Origin of the sequence: Thermocrispum agreste DSM 44070, from assembly GCF_000427905.1 — a bacterium.
Lineage (GTDB): Bacteria > Actinomycetota > Actinomycetes > Mycobacteriales > Pseudonocardiaceae > Thermocrispum > Thermocrispum agreste.
In genome coordinates this window covers 394,849-411,085 of the sequence record NZ_ATYX01000005.1, presented here as the reverse complement: position 1 = coordinate 411,085, position 16,237 = coordinate 394,849, and the positions used below count along the sequence as shown (strand labels likewise).

At 70.2% G+C, this 16,237-nt stretch carries 14 protein-coding genes; all 14 read left to right on the top strand.

Annotated elements, in window-relative coordinates:
* Nucleotides 1–83: 83 nt before the first annotated feature.
* The 14 genes from thrS (at nt 84) to YWY_RS0101815 (ending at nt 16,228) form a co-directional block, all read left to right on the top strand.
* On the top strand, nt 84–2,144 hold the full coding sequence (gene thrS, locus YWY_RS0101875; RefSeq protein WP_028846245.1) for a threonine--tRNA ligase: 2,061 nt from the start codon (nt 84–86) through the stop codon (nt 2,142–2,144).
* 15 nt (nt 2,145–2,159) lie between these two features.
* Nucleotides 2,160–2,720: an HIT family protein gene (locus YWY_RS0101870; RefSeq protein WP_028846244.1), complete on the top strand. Its 561-nt coding sequence runs from the start codon at nt 2,160–2,162 to the stop codon at nt 2,718–2,720.
* A 263-nt stretch (nt 2,721–2,983) separates the two neighbouring features.
* Entirely contained in the window at nt 2,984–3,394 is a 411-nt protein-coding gene (locus YWY_RS23920) for a hypothetical protein (RefSeq protein WP_156899052.1), read from the top strand.
* Between the two features lie 48 nt (nt 3,395–3,442).
* Complete coding sequence (locus YWY_RS0101865) at nt 3,443–4,960, top strand: sugar transferase (RefSeq protein ID WP_051309537.1); 1,518 nt, start codon at nt 3,443–3,445, stop codon at nt 4,958–4,960.
* 1 nt (nt 4,961) lies between these two features.
* A complete protein-coding gene (locus YWY_RS0101860) occupies nt 4,962–6,197 on the top strand; it encodes a class I SAM-dependent methyltransferase (RefSeq protein ID WP_028846242.1) in 1,236 nt (411 codons plus the stop codon).
* On the top strand, nt 6,194–7,033 hold the full coding sequence (locus YWY_RS19695) for a sugar phosphate nucleotidyltransferase (protein ID WP_051309492.1): 840 nt from the start codon (nt 6,194–6,196) through the stop codon (nt 7,031–7,033). The genes YWY_RS0101860 and YWY_RS19695 overlap by 4 nt, the downstream gene beginning before the upstream one ends.
* Entirely contained in the window at nt 7,030–7,683 is a 654-nt protein-coding gene (locus YWY_RS0101850) for a PIG-L deacetylase family protein (protein WP_028846241.1), read from the top strand. Before YWY_RS19695 ends, YWY_RS0101850 begins: the two co-directional genes overlap by 4 nt.
* Nucleotides 7,680–8,825, top strand: coding sequence for a methyltransferase C-terminal domain-containing protein (locus YWY_RS0101845; RefSeq protein WP_028846240.1), 1,146 nt, complete (start codon nt 7,680–7,682; stop codon nt 8,823–8,825). The genes YWY_RS0101850 and YWY_RS0101845 overlap by 4 nt, the downstream gene beginning before the upstream one ends.
* Nucleotides 8,826–8,840: 15 nt before the next feature.
* Entirely contained in the window at nt 8,841–9,983 is a 1,143-nt protein-coding gene (locus YWY_RS0101840) for an NAD-dependent epimerase/dehydratase family protein (RefSeq protein ID WP_028846239.1), read from the top strand.
* On the top strand, nt 9,983–11,293 hold the full coding sequence (locus YWY_RS0101835) for a UDP-glucose dehydrogenase family protein (protein ID WP_028846238.1): 1,311 nt from the start codon (nt 9,983–9,985) through the stop codon (nt 11,291–11,293). Before YWY_RS0101840 ends, YWY_RS0101835 begins: the two co-directional genes overlap by 1 nt.
* Nucleotides 11,294–11,463: 170 nt before the next feature.
* Nucleotides 11,464–12,744 (top strand): MATE family efflux transporter, encoded by a 1,281-nt coding sequence (locus YWY_RS19690; RefSeq protein WP_051309490.1) that lies wholly within the window; start codon nt 11,464–11,466, stop codon nt 12,742–12,744.
* Between the two features lie 33 nt (nt 12,745–12,777).
* Nucleotides 12,778–13,668 (top strand): glycosyltransferase family 2 protein, encoded by an 891-nt coding sequence (locus tag YWY_RS0101825; RefSeq protein WP_028846237.1) that lies wholly within the window; start codon nt 12,778–12,780, stop codon nt 13,666–13,668.
* Entirely contained in the window at nt 13,665–14,915 is a 1,251-nt protein-coding gene (locus YWY_RS0101820) for a polysaccharide pyruvyl transferase family protein (RefSeq protein ID WP_051309488.1), read from the top strand. The genes YWY_RS0101825 and YWY_RS0101820 overlap by 4 nt, the downstream gene beginning before the upstream one ends.
* On the top strand, nt 14,912–16,228 hold the full coding sequence (locus tag YWY_RS0101815) for a glutamate-1-semialdehyde 2,1-aminomutase (RefSeq protein ID WP_028846235.1): 1,317 nt from the start codon (nt 14,912–14,914) through the stop codon (nt 16,226–16,228). Before YWY_RS0101820 ends, YWY_RS0101815 begins: the two co-directional genes overlap by 4 nt.
* The last annotated feature ends 9 nt before the right edge of the window (nt 16,229–16,237 follow it).

Here is a 16,237-nt window from a genome sequence, read left to right as displayed (position 1 = left end):
CCGGACACGGTGCGTAACGCGTTCGCGGCGGGGACTAGCATCCGCAGTACCGCATTTGGAGTTTCCCGTCGTGAGGAGTCATCGTGTCCGAGCCGTACTCGTCCGCAGCTGCACCCGCCGAGCGTGTGGTGGTGCCGGCGGGCACTACGGCGGGCAGCGCCGTCCGGGAGGCCGGGCTCCCCGGCAAGGGCCCGGAGGCGATCATCGTGGTGCGGGACGCCGACGGCGTGCTGCGTGACCTGTCGTGGGTGCCGGAGACCGACGTCGAGGTGGAGCCGGTCGCGGCCAACACCGAGGACGGCCGCAGCGTCATCCGGCACTCGGCGGCGCACGTGCTGGCGCAGGCCGTCCAGGAGGAGTTCCCGGAGGCCAAGCTGGGCATCGGGCCGCCGGTGAAGGACGGCTTCTACTACGACTTCGGCATCGACCACAACTTCACGCCGGAGGACCTGCAGCGGCTGGAGAAGCGCATGAAGCGCATCATCAAGTCCGCGCAGCGGTTCTCCCGCCGGGTGCTGCCGTCGGTCGACGACGCCAAGTCCGAACTGGCCGACGAGCCGTTCAAGCTCGAGCTGGTCGACCTCAAGGGCGCCAAGGAGCAGGTGGACACCTCCGAGGTGATGGAGCTCGGCGGCGGCGAGCTGACCATGTACGACAACGTCGACCCGCGCACCGGCGAGACGGTGTGGGCCGACCTGTGCCGCGGGCCGCACGTGCCGACCACCAAGCACATCCCGGCGTTCAAGCTGACCAGGGTGGCCGCCGCCTACTGGCGCGGCGACGAGCGCAACCCGCAGCTGCAGCGCATCTACGGCACCGCGTGGGAGTCGCCGGAAGCGCAGGAGCAGTACCTGGAGCTGCTGGCCGAGGCGGAGCGGCGGGACCACCGGAAGCTGGGCGCCGAGCTGGACCTGTTCAGCTTCCCGGACGAGATCGGCTCCGGCCTGGCGGTGTTCCACCCCAAGGGCGGCGTGGTGCGCAAGGCGATGGAGGACTACTCCCGCCAGGCCCACGAGCGGGCGGGCTACGAGTTCGTCTACACCCCGCACATCACCAAGTCGCAGCTGTACGAAGTCTCCGGCCACCTCGGCTTCTACGCGGAGAACATGTTCCCGTCGATGCACCTGGACGCCGAGTACGACGCCGACGGGAAGCTGCGCAAGCCGGGGCAGGACTACTACCTCAAGCCGATGAACTGCCCGATGCACAACCTGATCTACAAGGCGCGCGGGCGGTCCTACCGGGAGCTGCCGCTGCGGCTGTTCGAGTTCGGCTCGGTGTACCGGTACGAGAAGTCCGGCGTGGTGCACGGGCTGACCAGGGTCCGTGGGTTCACCCAGGACGACGCGCACATCTACTGCACCCCCGACCAGCTGCAGGACGAGCTGGCCAGCCTGCTGGAGTTCGTGCTGAACCTGCTGCGCGACTACGGCCTGACCGAGTTCACCGCCGAGCTGTCCACCCGCCCGGAGAAGTACTTCGGCGAGCTGGAGGACTGGGAGCGGGCCGAGGCCGCGCTGGAGGCCGCGCTCAAGCGGGCGGGCCTGCCGTACCGGATCGGGCACGGCGAGGGCACGTTCTACGCGCCGAAGATCGACGTGCACTGCACCGACGCGCTCGGCCGCTCGTGGCAGCTGTCCACGCTGCAGGTCGACCTGCAGCAGCCGGAGCGGTTCGACCTGCGGTACACCGCGCCGGACGGGTCGCGGCAGCGTCCGATCATGATCCACCGCGCGCTGTTCGGCTCCATCGAGCGGTTCTTCGGCATCCTCACCGAGCACTACGCGGGGGCCTTCCCGGCGTGGCTGGCCCCGGTGCAGGTGGCCGGTATCCCGATCGCCGACGAGCACGTCGAGCACCTGCAGGGTGTCGCCCAGCGGCTGCGCGAGCGCGGGGTGCGGGTGCAGGTGGACGTCAGCGACGACCGGATGCAGAAGAAGATCCGCACGCACACCACGCACAAGGTCCCGTTCATGCTGCTGGCGGGCAACAAGGACGTCGAGGCGGGCGCGGTGTCGTTCCGTTTCCGGGACGGCTCCCAGGTCAACGGCGTTCCGGTGGACTCCGCGGTCGACGCCATCGCCGGGTGGATCGAGCGCAGGGAGAACGCCTCCCCGAGCGCGGAGAACTTCACGGTCGGCTGACTACGATCGGTGGCTATGCAGGACAGCGGGGCGCACGAGGTGCAGGACGGTGTCGGCGTCCCGGACGCGTTGCAGCGACTGTGGACGCCGCACCGCATGGCCTACATCAAAGGCGAGAACAAGCCGGACGGCGACGAGCCACAGGGCTGCCCGTTCTGCCGCATCCCTCAGCTGGACGACGCCGAGGGATTGATCGTTTTCCGCGGTGAGGTCGCCTACGCCGTGCTGAACCTGTACCCGTACAACCCCGGGCACCTGATGCTGGTGCCGTATCGCCACGTCGCCGACTACACCGACCTCACCAAGGAGGAGACCGCCGAGGTCGCCGAGCTGACTCAGACCGCGATGCGGGTGGTGCGGTCGGTGTCCAACGCGCACGGGTTCAACATCGGCATGAACCAGGGCTACGTCAGCGGCGCCGGGATCGCCGCCCACCTGCATCAGCACGTGGTCCCGCGGTGGGGAGGCGATTCGAACTTCATGCCGGTGATCGGCCGCACCAAGGTGCTGCCGCAGCTGCTGGGGGAGACCCGCCAGCTGCTGGCCGACGCGTGGCCCGGCGCGAAGAGCGCCTGATCTTTGCGGTACGCGCTGCGTGGTGCGTGTGCCTGCCCGGAAGCATCGCTCCGGCGCGCAGCCGACCGCTTGCCACTGGGTGGTGCGAGCAAGGTGAACCGGGCATCGGTCGATTCGGTATGACTCGCGCTGGGGCGGGCGGTGGACACTCGGATTTCGGTCGAACGGTTGCTCGCGAGCCGATCGATGCCGATTCCTGCGACAGGAAGCTGTGACCGCTGATGGCCGGCGGGGGTCAGTCATGCGCCCGTGGACGATCGGCGGTGAAGAAGATCTCCAAGACCGCGGAGCTGGGGTCAGCCATGCGCCCGTGGACGATCGACTGCGGCGTGATGCGCTTCCTGACCGCAGGTGCCCTGGTCGTCCACGTCGAGCCGCCCGCGGAGCACGTTCTCGGCCGGCGCCCGGATGGCGGACGTGGTGGTTGGTGGCCCTGGGCTCGGATCGGTGACCTTGGCGCCCGAGTACGGATCGGTGACCTTGGCGCCGGTGGTTGCGTGGTTCGTGTGCCGCTACTCCGGCGACCGATCCCGCTGTCGCGCCGAGATAGTCCGAAAAATCCCATTCCTTCCCGCGTAACTCTTTCGGGTGAAGCCGCGAATCTGGAGGCAGGCAAGGCGGTGAACCGCGGGGTCGAGGATCTGGTTTCGCCGCCGGGATTCCACAGGAGCTGATGCCCGGTCGTGCGCTGCGCGTGCTCGCCGGGCGGAAGGGGCGTGGCGATGAGTGACCGTGTCGAGTCCTCCACGCCCACCGTGCCGGCTCAGCCGCGGCTGGATCGGGAGGCGTTCTACTCACGGTCGTTCCGGCCGCCGGTCACCGCGTGGGAGCGTCGGTACCGGCAGTGGATCATCGCCGCCGATCTGGCCGCGACGGTCGTCGTGGTGGTCGTCGTCGGCGCGATCATGCAGACGCGGCACCCGCACTGGGGTGTCACACCGTTGTTCGGCCTGCCCTCGCTGATCACGCTCGAGGTGCTCACCGTCGGCGCGGTGATGCTCGCATTCGGGCTGAGCCGGGTGTGGCATCCGGTGGTGCTCGGCCAGGGCCCCGAGGAGTTCGGCAGGCTGGGCAAAGGCCTGTTCGCGTCGATCGTCGCGCTCAACGTGGCACTGCTGGCGGCGGGCAGCCCGGCGGGGGCCCGGTTCTGGGTGTTCGTGGTCGTCCCGGCCATCGCGCTGCTGGTGTTCCCGCAGCGCTACCTGGCCAGGCGCTGGCTGCACCGGGCGCGCAAGCAGGGCAGATGCCTGCTGCCGGTGCTGGCCACCGGCACGCACCAATCCATCACCGACCTGATCGACCGCACCAAGAAGGCGCCCCATGTGGGGTGGCGGGTGGCCGCGGCCTGCACCGTCCACGGCGGCAGCGACGAGCGCACCGAGATCGACGGGGTCCCGGTGGTCGGGAGATTCACCGACGTCGCCGAGCACGTCAAGCGCGGTGGCTACCGGATCGTGGCGGTGACCCCGGACCAGTACTGGACGCCGGAGCGGCTGCGCAGGCTGGCCTGGGACCTGGAGGGCACCGGCACCGAGATGGTGATCGCGCCCGGCCTGATGGAGGTGGCCGGGCCACGGCTGCACATCTCCGGCGTGCTCGGCATGCCGCTGCTGCGGGTCAGCCAGCCGGCGTTCACCGGATTCTCCCGCCTGGTCAAATCCGTCGTCGACCGGGTCGGCTCGCTGGTGCTGTTGCTGCTGCTGTCCCCGTTGATGCTGGTCACCGCGGTGGCCGTCAAGCTGGACAGCCGCGGCCCGGTGCTGTTCAAGCAGCGCAGGATCGGCAAGGACGGGGTGCCGTTCACCGTGCTGAAGTTCCGCACCATGGTCCCGGACGCCGACCGGATGCGGGCCGATCTGATCGAGGTCAACGAAGGCGCCGGGCTGTTGTTCAAGCTGCGCCGCGATCCGCGGGTCACCAGGGTCGGCCGGCTCCTGCGCCGCTACTCGATCGACGAGCTGCCGCAGCTGTTCAACGTGCTGGCCGGCTCGATGTCGCTGGTCGGCCCGCGGCCGCCGCTGCCGGAGGAGACCGCCCGGTACGCCCCGAGCGTGCGGCGACGGCTGCTGGTCAAGCCGGGCATGACCGGGTTGTGGCAGGTCAGCGGGCGCAGCGAGTTGTCCTGGGAGGAGTCGGTGCGGCTCGACCTGCGCTACGTGGAGGACTGGTCGCTGGCACTCGACTTGATGATCTTGTGGAAGACACTACGGGCCGTCATCGGCGGCGAAGGGGCGTACTGACATGACGAGCTGCCGACTGTGCGGATCCGCGGCCCTGGCCAGCGTGGTCGATCTGGGGGCGACACCGCCGTGCGAGCTGTTCCTCACCGCGGAGCAACTGGACGAGCCGGAAATGACCTACCCGCTGCACTTGCGGGTATGCACCGATTGCCTGCTCGCCCAGCTCCCACCGTTGATCACGCCGGAGGAGACCTTCACCGAGTACGCGTACTACTCGTCCTACTCGGACTCGTTCGTCGCGCACGCGCGCACCTTCGTCGACAACGCCGTGCAACGCCTCGGACTCGACGACCGTTCGTTCGTGGTCGAGGTGGCCAGCAATGACGGCTACCTCCTGCAGCACGTGGTGCAGCGCGGCATTCCGTGCCTCGGCGTCGAACCGTCGGTCAACGTCGGCGAAGCGGCGCGGGCGAAGGGAGTACCGACGGTGACCACGTTTCTCACCCCGGAATCCGGTGCCGCGCTGCGTGCCGAACACGGCCCGGCCGACCTGGTGGTGGCCAACAACGTCTACGCGCACATCCCGGACGTCGTCGGATTCACCCGCGGCCTGCGTGCGCTGGTCGCCGACGACGGCTGGGTCTCGATCGAGGTGCAGCACCTGCTCACGCTGATCGAGCGGAACCAGTACGACACCATCTACCACGAGCATTTCCAGTACTACACGGTCGCATCGGCGCAGCGGGCGCTGGCCAGTGGCGGGCTGGCCCTGGTGGATGTCGAACTGATCGACACGCACGGTGGCTCGATCCGGCTGTGGGCCCGCCCGGTGGAGGTCGCAGGCGAGCCCAGCGGCCGAGTCGCCGACGTGCTCGCCGCGGAGAAGGCGGCCGGGCTGCACGAGCTGTCCGGATACGCCGGCTTCGGCGCCGCCGTGGCGAAGGTCCGCCGCGACCTGACCGCGTTCCTGATCGAAGCGGCAGGCAACGGCAAGCGCGTGGTGGGTTACGGGGCCCCTGGCAAGGCGAACACGCTGCTCAACCACTGCGGTATCCGCACCGATCTGCTCGCCTACACCGTCGACCGCAACCCCTACAAGCACGGCCGGTTCACCCCCGGCACCCGCATCCCGATCCTGCCGCCGGAGCGGATCGCGCACGACCGCCCGGACTACGTGCTGGTCCTGCCCTGGAACCTGCGGGAAGAGCTCACCGAGCAACTGGCCTACGTGGGCGCGTGGGGCGGGCGCCTGGTCTTCGCCATCCCGCAGCTGGAAGTAGTGGAGGTAGCGCCGTGAAAGTCGTCCTGTTCTGCGGCGGTTATGGCATGCGCATGCGCGACGGGGTGTCCGCCCTGCCCAAGCCCATGGCCATGGTCGGCCCGCGTCCGCTGATCTGGCACGTGATGCGCTACTACGCGCACTTCGGCCACAAGGACTTCGTGCTGTGCCTCGGCTACGGGGCCGACCACATCAAGGAGTTCTTCCTCAATTACTCGGAGACGGCGTCCAACGACTTCGTCCTGCGCGACGGCAACGTCGAGATGCTCACGTCGGACATGAGCGACTGGACCATCACGTTCGTCCACACCGGGCTGGATTCGCCGATCGGGGAGCGCCTGCGGCGGGTGCGCCGCTACGTGGAGAACGAGGAGATGTTCCTGGCCAACTACGCCGACGTGCTCACCGACGCGCACCTGCCGGACATCATCGACCGGTTCGCCGCCTCCGACGCGGGAGCTTCGCTGCTGGCCGTGCCGCCGCAGTCGGCCTTCCACGTGGTGCAGCTCGGCGAGAAGTCGCGGGTGGACCAGATCATCGAGGTCTCCACCATGCCGCTGTGGGAGAACGGGGGCTACTTCGTGCTCCGGCCGGAGATCTTCGACTACCTGCCGCCCAACGGCGACCTGGTCGGTGACGTGTGCACCGAGCTGGCCAAGCGCGGCCGGTTGCTGGCCTACCCGTACCGGGGCTTCTGGCAAGCCGCGGACACGGTGAAGGAACGCGCCGCGCTGGACGCCGCCTACGCGGCGGGCAACCGACCATGGATGCTGTGGGAGCACGGCCGGGCCGACCCGCCGCCCAAGCACCCCGAGCCGCAGCAGCTGCCCGCGTTGCAGCTGACCGAGCGGTGACCGGGCCCGCGGCCCTCGGGCGGGTGGATCGTCTCCTGCTGCTCGGGGCACATTGCGACGACATCGCCATCGGGTGCGGCGGCACGGTGCTGCAGCTGTGCCGGGCCAACCCCGGCATGCGCGTGACCGCCCTGGTGCTGTCCGGCGCCGGGACCGACCGGGAAGCCGAGGAGCGGATGGCCCTGGCGGCGCTGTGCGCCAAGGCCGAGCTGGACGTCACGGTGCTCGACCTGTTGGACGGACGCGTTCCCGCGCAGTGGCTGCGCGCCAAGGAGGCGCTGGAAGCCGTCCGGCCGTGGTGCGAGCCGGACCTGATCCTGGCGCCGTCGCCGCACGACGCCCACCAGGACCACCGGGCGCTGGCCAAGCTGGTGCCGACGGTGTTCCGGGCGCACCAGGCGCTGGGCTACGAGATCCTCAAGTGGGACGGCGACCTGGCCCAGCCCAACCTGTACGTGGCGCTGCCGGAGCAGGTGTTGGCCGACAAGCTCGACATCCTGCACCGGCACTACGGCTCGCAGCGCGGCCGGACATGGTTCGACGACGAAGCCTTCCGCGGCCTGGCCAGGGTGCGCGGTGTGCAGTCGGGCGAGCGATACGCCGAAGCCTTCCACGCCGCCAAAGTCACCCTCCGGGTGGGTGCGTCATGACGGTGCCCAACGGGGAAGTCCGCTGCCGGTTCTGCGGCAGCGTGGACGGTGCGGTGGTCGCCGACCTGGGCATGCAGCCGGCCTGCGACTACTTCCCGCTTGCCGACGCCGCCGAGCCGGACCCGGTGTACCCGCTCCGGCTGTGGGTCTGCACTGCCTGCCGGCTGGCCCAGCTGGCGGAGGATCCCACCGAGCCGGACGAGCCGCGGGGCGTCGAGCCGGTGGCGCTGGTCCGCCAGGCCGAGCAGGCCGTGGCCGCGGTACACGCCGCCGGGCTGCTGCCGGACGGCGGGGTCGCCCTCGAACACAGCAGCCCGCATGGCGGATCGTGGCTGGGGCTGCTCGAGGCCAGGGGCATCCGGGCCGCCGCCGGGGGGCAGGCCGACGTCGTGGTGGACAGCTTCGGGTTGATGCACGACGCCGACCAAGCCGCCGCGCTGCGGCTGCGCGCCGCCGAGCTCAAACCGGACGGCCTGCTGCTGGTGCAGTTCCATTCCCTGGCCGCGGTGCTGCGGGGCAAGCAGTGGAACACCATCCGGCACGGTCATCCGGTCTACCTGTCCACGCCCGCCGTGGCCGGGATGCTGGCATCGGTCGGGCTGCGCGCCGTGGCCGCGTGGTGGTTCGACCTCTACGGCGGAACCGTCCTGTTGGCCGCGCGCCGCCAAGGCCCGGTGAGCCCGTCCGTCCAGCATCTGATCGACGACGAGCTGGCCGCGGGCGTCGGCGACCTGGACGTGCTGCGCGGCCTGGCCGCCTCCGCCGCCGAGTCGGCACTGGTGCTGCGCAGCTGGCTGGCCTCCGAGCGGGCGCAGGGCCGCACGGTGATCGGGTACGGCGCGGCCTCTCGGGCGGTGCCGCTGCTCAACCACGCCGGGATCGGCCCCGACCTGCTTCCCGCGGTCGCCGACGCCTCCGAGGCCAAGCAGGGCAGGCGGTTCCCCGGGGCCGGGGTACCGATCATCGCACCCGACGAGCTGGTCGCACTGGCTCCGGACGACGTGGTGCTGTTCGTGCCCGACATGCTCGCCGAGGTCCGCGCCCGGCTGCCCGAGGTGGAACGCCGGGGCGGCCGCTGGGTGCTGCTGGAACCGAGTCCCCGGGTGATCGAACCCGACCCGCGAACCATGACGAACGGCTGAAAGGCACCTGACACGATGACTGCGCCCAGCGTGACCGCCCGTATGCGAGCCGACGAGGTGTGCGCCGCCGACCTGGCCATCATGCTTGCCGACTTGGCAGCCGCAGGCGCCGACCTGGCCAGGATGTCCGGCCGGCGGCTGCTGATCACCGGCGGCGCCGGCTTCCTCGGCTACTACCTGGTCCAGCTGCCGCTGGCCTGGAACGACCTGAACCCCGGCGCGCCGCCGATCGCGGTCACGGTGTTCGACAACTACATCCGCGGCGTGCCGCCATGGCTGGACCGGCTCGCGCAGCGCGACGACGTCACCTTGCGGCCGCACGACGTGCGGGAACCGCTCCCGGACGACATGGGCGACGTCGCCTACGTCATCCACGCGGCGGGCATCGCGTCACCCACGTACTACCGGGCGCACCCCATCGAGACCATGGACGCCAACATCACCGGGCTGCGCAACCTGCTCGACTACGCCGCCAGCCGACTGGCCGCCGGGGCCCGCTTCGACGGGATGCTGTTCTTCTCCTCCAGCGAGATCTACGGCGATCCGGATCCGGCGGCGATCCCGACCCCGGAGACCTACCGCGGGTTCGTCTCCTGCACCGGTCCGCGGGCCTGCTACGACGAGTCGAAACGGTTCGGCGAGACGCTGTGCGTCAACTTCGCGCAGCAGTTCGGGGTGCCGGCGCGGATGGCCAGGCCGTTCAACAACTACGGCCCCGGCATGAAGATCACCGACGGCCGGGTGATCGCCGACCTGTGCCGGGACGCGCTGGCCGGGCGCGACCTGGTGCTGCGTTCGGACGGCACCCCGCGCCGCACGTTCTGTTACGTCTCCGACGCCGTCACCGGCTACTACCTGGCGTTGCTCAAGGGCGGCGACGGCGAACCGTACAACGTGGGCATCGACGGCCCGGAGATCTCCATGCTCGAGCTGGCCACCGCGATCGCGCACGTCACCAGGGAGCTGACCGGCCGTCAGCTCGCCGTCACGCACCAGCCGAGCCCGGAGTCGGCCTACCTGGTCGACAACCCCAACCGGCGCTGCCCGGACATCGGCAAGCTGCGCGCCCTCGGCTACCGGCCGCGGGTCGGCCTGGAAGAGGGCTTGCGGCGCACGTTGCAGTGGTATGCCGGCAATCCCGGCGGGACGGAGCAATGATGCGGATCGCCGTCATCGGAGCCGGATACGTCGGGCTGGTCACCGGCGTGGGCTTGGCCGAGCACGGGCATCGCGTCGTGTGCGTGGACGTCGACGCGGCTCGGGTCGATGTGATCAACGCCGGCCGGGCACCGATCTTCGAAACCGGTTTGGACGACCTGCTGGCACACCACATCGGGGCCGGGTTCACCGCCACGACCGACCTGGCCGGCGCCGTCAGCGGCAGCGACGTCACGTTCATCTGCGTGGGTACGCCCGCCAGGCCGGACGGCAGCATCGACACGTCGTTCGTGACCGCCGCGGCCGCGGAGGTGGGCGGCGCATTGCGGCCGGGGAGCAGTGTGGTCGTCAAGAGCACCGTGGTGCCTGGGACGACCGACGGCCCGCTGACGGAGGTCTTGGCGGAGACGTCCGGGCTGCGGCCCGGGCAGGACTTCGGTGTCGGCGCCAATCCCGAGTTCTTGACCGAGGGCCAGGCGGTCGCGGACTTCCTCGACCCGGACCGCATCGTCATCGGTGGCGACGACCTGGCGGTAGCGGCACTGCGCGAGGTGTACGCGGGCTTCGCGGGCACTCCGCTGGTGCAGACCAACGCGCGCACCGCCGAGATGATCAAGTATGCCTCCAACGCCATGCTCGCCACGGCCATCTCGTTCACCAACGAGCTGGCCAACCTGGGAGCGGCGCTGGGCGGCGTGGACACCACGGAGGTCATGCGCGGCGTGCACTTGTCGCGCTACCTCACCGCGGAATCGCCGGGCCCGGCGGGCCTTGCGGCGTTCTTCGCGGCCGGATGCGGCTACGGCGGGAGCTGTCTGCCGAAGGACGTCGCCGCGCTGACCGCATTGGGCGAGCAGGCAGGTTCGCCGCTGCGCGTGCTGCAGGCGGTCGCGGCGGTCAACGACGAGCAGCCCGTGCGACTGGCCGACATCGCCGAACGTGCCCTGGGCGGGCTCGCCGGCCGCCGGGTGACGGTTCTGGGCTTGGCCTTCAAACCGGACACCGACGACACCCGGCACTCGCCGGCGTTCCCGGTGATCCGTCAGTTGCGCAGCAGGGGCGCGGACGTGGTGGTGCACGACCCCGTGGTCGGCGCCGAGGCCGTGGCCGGCATCCCCGGCGTCACGCACGTGGCGGATCTGCCGGTCGCGGTCAAAGGTGCCGATGCGGTCGTGCTGGTCACCAGGTGGGAGCAGTATCAGCGGCTGCCGGAGGTGCTGTCCGGCCTCGGAGCGAATCCGCTGGTGGTGGACGGCAGGCGGGCGCTCGCCCCGTCGTCGGTGCCGCGTTATGCGGGGATCGGGCGGTAACGGGTGGCAGTCACCACGAGCAGATCGGCGAGCGACGCGGCGAGCGCATCGGTGCAGGCGCCGGGCGGCGGGCCACTCGGCAGCCGGGCAGGCCATCCGCAACCCGGCTCGCCGGCCGGAGCTGCCGCCCGGCCGGGCAGCGGATCGACGGCGAGGCCGGTGAGCGCCGCATGAGCACCGTCATCCGGCTGACCTGGGGCCTGGCCGACCAGGCCGTGTCCAGCATGACCAACTTCGCCGTCGGCGTCTTCGTGGCCAAAGCGCTCGGTCCGGTGGAGTTCGGTGTGTTCAGCCTGGCCTGGGTCACCTACACCGTCGTGCTCAACATCTCGCGCGGGGTGTCGACCGACCCGCTCGTGGTCCGGTTCAGCGGCGTCGCCCCGGCGCGGTGGGGGTTGGCGGTGTCCCGGTCCACGGCCACCGCGCTGCAGGTGGGACTGGTCGCCGGAGCCTTGTGCGTCGCGGTGGGGCTGATCCTCGGCAGCACGGTCAGCGGATCGGTCGGCACCGCCTTCGCCGGCCTGGGTGTCGTGCTGCCCGCGCTGATGCTGCAGGACAGCTGGCGGTTCGCCTTCTTCGCCGCCGGGCTGGGCAAACGAGCCTTCGGCAACGACATGGTGCGTGGCGTGGCGCTGGTCCCGCTTATGGTGCTGGCAGCCCAGCACGGCAGCATGCTCGGTTTCCTGCTGGCCTGGGGTGGATCGGCGGCCGTCGCCGCCGGATACGGCTGGTGGCAGACCGGCCTCCGGCCCGCCTGGTCGGGGACCAGGTCCTGGCTGCACGATCATCGCGAACTCGGCCCGCGCTACCTGGTGGAGAACGTCTCCATCAGCGGTGCGACCCAGCTGCGCGCCTACGGGCTCGGCGCCGTCGCCGGGCTGGCCGACGTGGGCGCCGTCCGCGGTGCCGAACTGCTGCTCGGGCCGTTCCTGGCGGTGCTGATGGGGCTGAGCCTGGTCGCCGTGCCCGAGGCAGCGCGCATGCTGCGCCGGGGCAGGCGGCAGCTGGTGTCGTTCTGCCGCTGGCTTGGCGGCATTCAGGCCGGGGCCGCGCTGCTGTGGGGCGTCGCCCTGCTGGTTCTCGTCGACGACGATCTCGGGCGGCTGGTGCTGGGCGACGTCTGGCCGCTGGCCTCGGAACTGATCGTGCCGGTGACGCTCGACGTGGCCGCGGCGGGGCTGATGAACGGTGCCGCGGCGGGCGTGCGCGCGCTGGGCGCGGCGCGCCGGAGCCTGCGCGCTCAGCTGATCACCGCCGGTGCCTATCTCACCGCGGGCCTGGCCGGAGCGGTCGCCGGCGGGGCCGCGGGGTCGGCGTGGGGGGTCGCCGTCGCGCTCGGCCTGGGGGCGGCCGCGTGGTGGTGGCAACTCGCCGCCGGACTGCGTGAACACGACTTCGCCGCCGGGGTCGCAGCCGGCACCGGCGAATCGGCGGCCACCCGACAGCGATGACGACATGAGCGACCCGAGCGAAATGAGGACACCATGACTGCCGCACCCCGATTGAGCGTCGGCCTCCCGGTGTACAACGGCGAGAACTACCTCGCCAAGGCACTCGACGCGCTGCTGTCCCAGACCTACACCGACTTCGAGCTGATCATCTCCGACAACGCCTCCACCGACGGCACGCCGGAGATCTGCCGCAAGTACGCCGCGGCCGACTCCCGCATCAGGTATCTGCGCCAGGAGGTCAACATCGGCGCCGGGCCCAACCACAACGTGGTCGTCCAGTACGCTCGTGGCGAATACTTCAAGTGGGCCGCGCACGACGACCTGTACGGCGCCGACCTGCTCCGCCGCTGTGTGGAAGCCCTCGACGAGATGCCGGACATCGTGCTGGCGCACGCCTACATGGGCACGGCAGGCGAGCACGGTGAGGTCATCGGCACCTACGACTACACCCTGGCCACCGATTCACCGTACGCCCCGGAGCGCTTCCGCAGCTTGCTGCTCACCGAAGGCGGAGACGACTTCTACGGCGTGATCCGCACCAGCGTGCTGCGGCGGATCGCACCGCACGCCAGCTACCACAACGCGGGACGGAAGCTGGTGATGGAGCTGTCCTTGCACGGGCCGTTCCACCAGGTACCGGAAGTGCTGTACTTCCGGCGCGAGCACCCGGGCCGGATCGAGAACTCCGGGTCGGTGCCGTCGGTGTGCGCCAAGCTGGAACCTCGCCGCGGTACGCAGTCCACTGCCCGGCTGTACGCCGAGTTCCTGGCCGGCCTGGTCCGTGCCATCTACCGAGCTCCGCTGTCCGTGGCCGATCGGCTGACGTGTTACCGCCATCTGACGCAGTGGCTTGCCTGCCGGGCCGGTGTGCGCCGTGCCGACGTCGCCGGCGCGCCCGCCGTGCTGCAGAACCAGGAGTCATGACCTTGCTCCGTTTCTTCCGGAAGAGGACGTCGCCCGGCGCGGCCCGGGTCGGCATGTTCGGCATCCTTTGTTCGGGCAACCTCGGTAACGACGGGTCGCTGGAAGCCGTCGTCACCGACCTGCGGGCCCGGTATCCCGATGTCCAGCTGGGCTTCTTCTGCATGGGGCCCGAGGAGGCGTCGGCCCGCTACGGTGCGTCGGCGACCTCGATGCAGTGGTACGAGGCGCATGCATGGTCGACCAGGGGTCTGCCGTCGGCCGTGCTCAAGATCGTCGGCAAACTGCTCGACCCGTTCCGCACGTTCGCCTGGGTACGCAAGTACGACGTGGTGATCGTGCCCGGCATGGGTGTGCTGGAGACGACGACCCCGGTGCGTCCGTGGGCGTTTCCGTACTCGCTGTTCTGGCTCGGCGTGGCGGCCAGGCAGTTCGGCACCAAGGTGGCGCTGATCAGCGTCGGGGCGAACGTGATCCGGGAACGCGTGACCCGGTGGTTGTTCGCCAAGGGGGCGCAGCTGGCGGACTACCGGTCGTACCGGGACGAGCTGTCGCGTGATGCGGTGGCCGACATGGGTGTCGACGTCTCGGCCGACAAGGTCTATCCGGATCTGGCCTTCGCGCTGCCGTCGCCCAGCCCCAGCAGGAATCCCGCAGGGCGTGTCGGTGTCGGGCTGATGGCCTACCGCGGCGGGAACGAGGACCGGCAGCACGCCGACGAACTGCAGCGCAACTACGTGGAGACGATGAAGAAGTTCGTGCACTGGCTGTTCGACGCCGGCTACGACGTCCGGCTCTTCCTCGGCGACGTGGAGGACGACGAGGTCCGTGTCGAGGTCCTGGCGGACGCGCTCCGCTACCGGCCGGACAAGGCCGCGTCCATCGGCGCGCCGCGAGCCACCACACTGGGCGAGCTGATGGAGCAGATGGCCAACGTGGAGATCGTGGTGGCCACCCGCTACCACAACGTGCTCTGCGGGCTGAAGCTCGGCAAGCCGACGCTGTCGATCAGCTACGCGGACAAGCACGACGTGTTGATGTCCGCCATGGGCATGGGCGAGTTCTGCGTGCCCGCGCGCTCGATCACCCTGGACGACCTGATCGACCGGTTCACCAAGCTGCAGGCCGTCCGCACCGAGCGCGCCGAACAGTTGCGCGAGCGCAGCAGGCAGGCCAGGGGGGAACTGGACCGTCAGTTCGCGGTGCTGGACCGGACGTTGTTCGCGAACCGAGCAAGGAGTTCGCCATGAATCACCCGCTGCCCAAGTCGGCCGAGCTCAACCAGCGCCTGCACGCGCTGATCCCCGGCGGCGCGCACACCTACGCCAAGGGATCCGACCAGTATCCGCAAGCGCTGGACCCGGTGATCTCCCACGGTCGCGGTGCCTACGTGTGGGACGTCGACGGCAATCGCTACATCGAATACGGCTCGGGGATGAAGTCCGTGACCCTCGGCCACGCCCACCCCCGGGTGCTCGCGGCGGTGCGCCGGGAGCTGGACCGGGGCAGCAACTTCGTCCGGCCCAGCGTGATCGAAGCCGTGGCCGCCGAGCGGTTCCTCGCCACGGTGCCCACGGCGGAGATGGTCAAGTTCGCCAAGAACGGCTCCGACGTGACCACCGCGGCCGTCCGGCTCGCCAGGGCCGCGACCGGCCGCCGCCTGGTGGCGCTGTGCCGCGACCAGCCGTTCTTCTCGGTCGACGACTGGTTCGTGGCGACCACGCCGATGGCGGCTGGCATCCCCGACGAGATCGCGGCGCTGACCGTCACCTTCCCGTACGGCGATCTCGCCGCGGTGGAGGAGCTGCTGCGACGGCACCCGGGCGACATCGCGTGCCTGGTGCTCGAGCCGGCCGCGATGCGCGAACCTCCGCCCGGCTATCTGCAGGGGTTGCGGCAGCTGGCGGACCAGTACGGCTGCCTGCTCGTCTTCGACGAGATGATCACCGGATTCCGGTGGTCGGCCTCCGGTGCGCAGGGTCTGTACGGGGTGGTGCCGGACCTGTCCACGTTCGGCAAGGCGCTGGGCAACGGCTTCGCCGTCTCCGCGCTGGCCGGGCGTCGGGACGTGATGGAACTCGGCGGGCTGCGTGATCACCGGGAACGGGTGTTTCTGCTGTCGACGACCCACGGTGCCGAGACGCATGCGCTGGCCGCCGCGGTGGCGGTGATGGACGTCTACCGGGAGCAGGACGTCGTCGGGAACATGCACGCGTTGGGGGAGCGGCTCGCTGCCGGGGTTCGCGAGGTCACCGAGGCCATGGGGGTGGGTGAGCACCTCGTGGTGCGCGGCAGGCCGTGCGCCTTGGTCTTCGCCACGCTCGACGAGAACAAGCAGCCGTCGCAGCAGTACCGGACGCTGTTCATGCGGCAGCTGATCCTCAACGGTGTCATCGGCCCGTCGTTCGTGGTGAGCAACGCCTTGACGTTCGCCGACATCGACAAGACGGTCGACGTCGTCGCACAGGCCTGCGTCGTGTATCGGAAAGCGCTCGAGGCGGGCGACCCGACCCCGTGGATGGGTGGCCGTTCGATCAAGCCGGTTTTCCGTCGCTACGCCTGACGCCCGCCG

What these genes read in the sequence shown, in the direction of transcription:
- YWY_RS0101845 (WP_028846240.1), top strand. Translation starts at nt 7,680, where the DNA reads ATGACGGTGCCCAACGGGGAAGTCCGCTGCCGGTTCTGCGGCAGCGTG.
- YWY_RS0101825 (WP_028846237.1), top strand. Translation starts at nt 12,778, where the DNA reads ATGACTGCCGCACCCCGATTGAGCGTCGGCCTCCCGGTGTACAACGGC.
- YWY_RS0101865 (WP_051309537.1), top strand. Translation starts at nt 3,443, where the DNA reads ATGAGTGACCGTGTCGAGTCCTCCACGCCCACCGTGCCGGCTCAGCCG.
- YWY_RS0101835 (WP_028846238.1), top strand. Translation starts at nt 9,983, where the DNA reads ATGCGGATCGCCGTCATCGGAGCCGGATACGTCGGGCTGGTCACCGGC.
- YWY_RS0101860 (WP_028846242.1), top strand. Translation starts at nt 4,962, where the DNA reads ATGACGAGCTGCCGACTGTGCGGATCCGCGGCCCTGGCCAGCGTGGTC.
- YWY_RS19690 (WP_051309490.1), top strand. Translation starts at nt 11,464, where the DNA reads ATGAGCACCGTCATCCGGCTGACCTGGGGCCTGGCCGACCAGGCCGTG.
- YWY_RS0101815 (WP_028846235.1), top strand. Translation starts at nt 14,912, where the DNA reads ATGAATCACCCGCTGCCCAAGTCGGCCGAGCTCAACCAGCGCCTGCAC.
- YWY_RS0101870 (WP_028846244.1), top strand. Translation starts at nt 2,160, where the DNA reads ATGCAGGACAGCGGGGCGCACGAGGTGCAGGACGGTGTCGGCGTCCCG.
- YWY_RS0101820 (WP_051309488.1), top strand. Translation starts at nt 13,665, where the DNA reads ATGACCTTGCTCCGTTTCTTCCGGAAGAGGACGTCGCCCGGCGCGGCC.
- YWY_RS0101840 (WP_028846239.1), top strand. Translation starts at nt 8,841, where the DNA reads ATGACTGCGCCCAGCGTGACCGCCCGTATGCGAGCCGACGAGGTGTGC.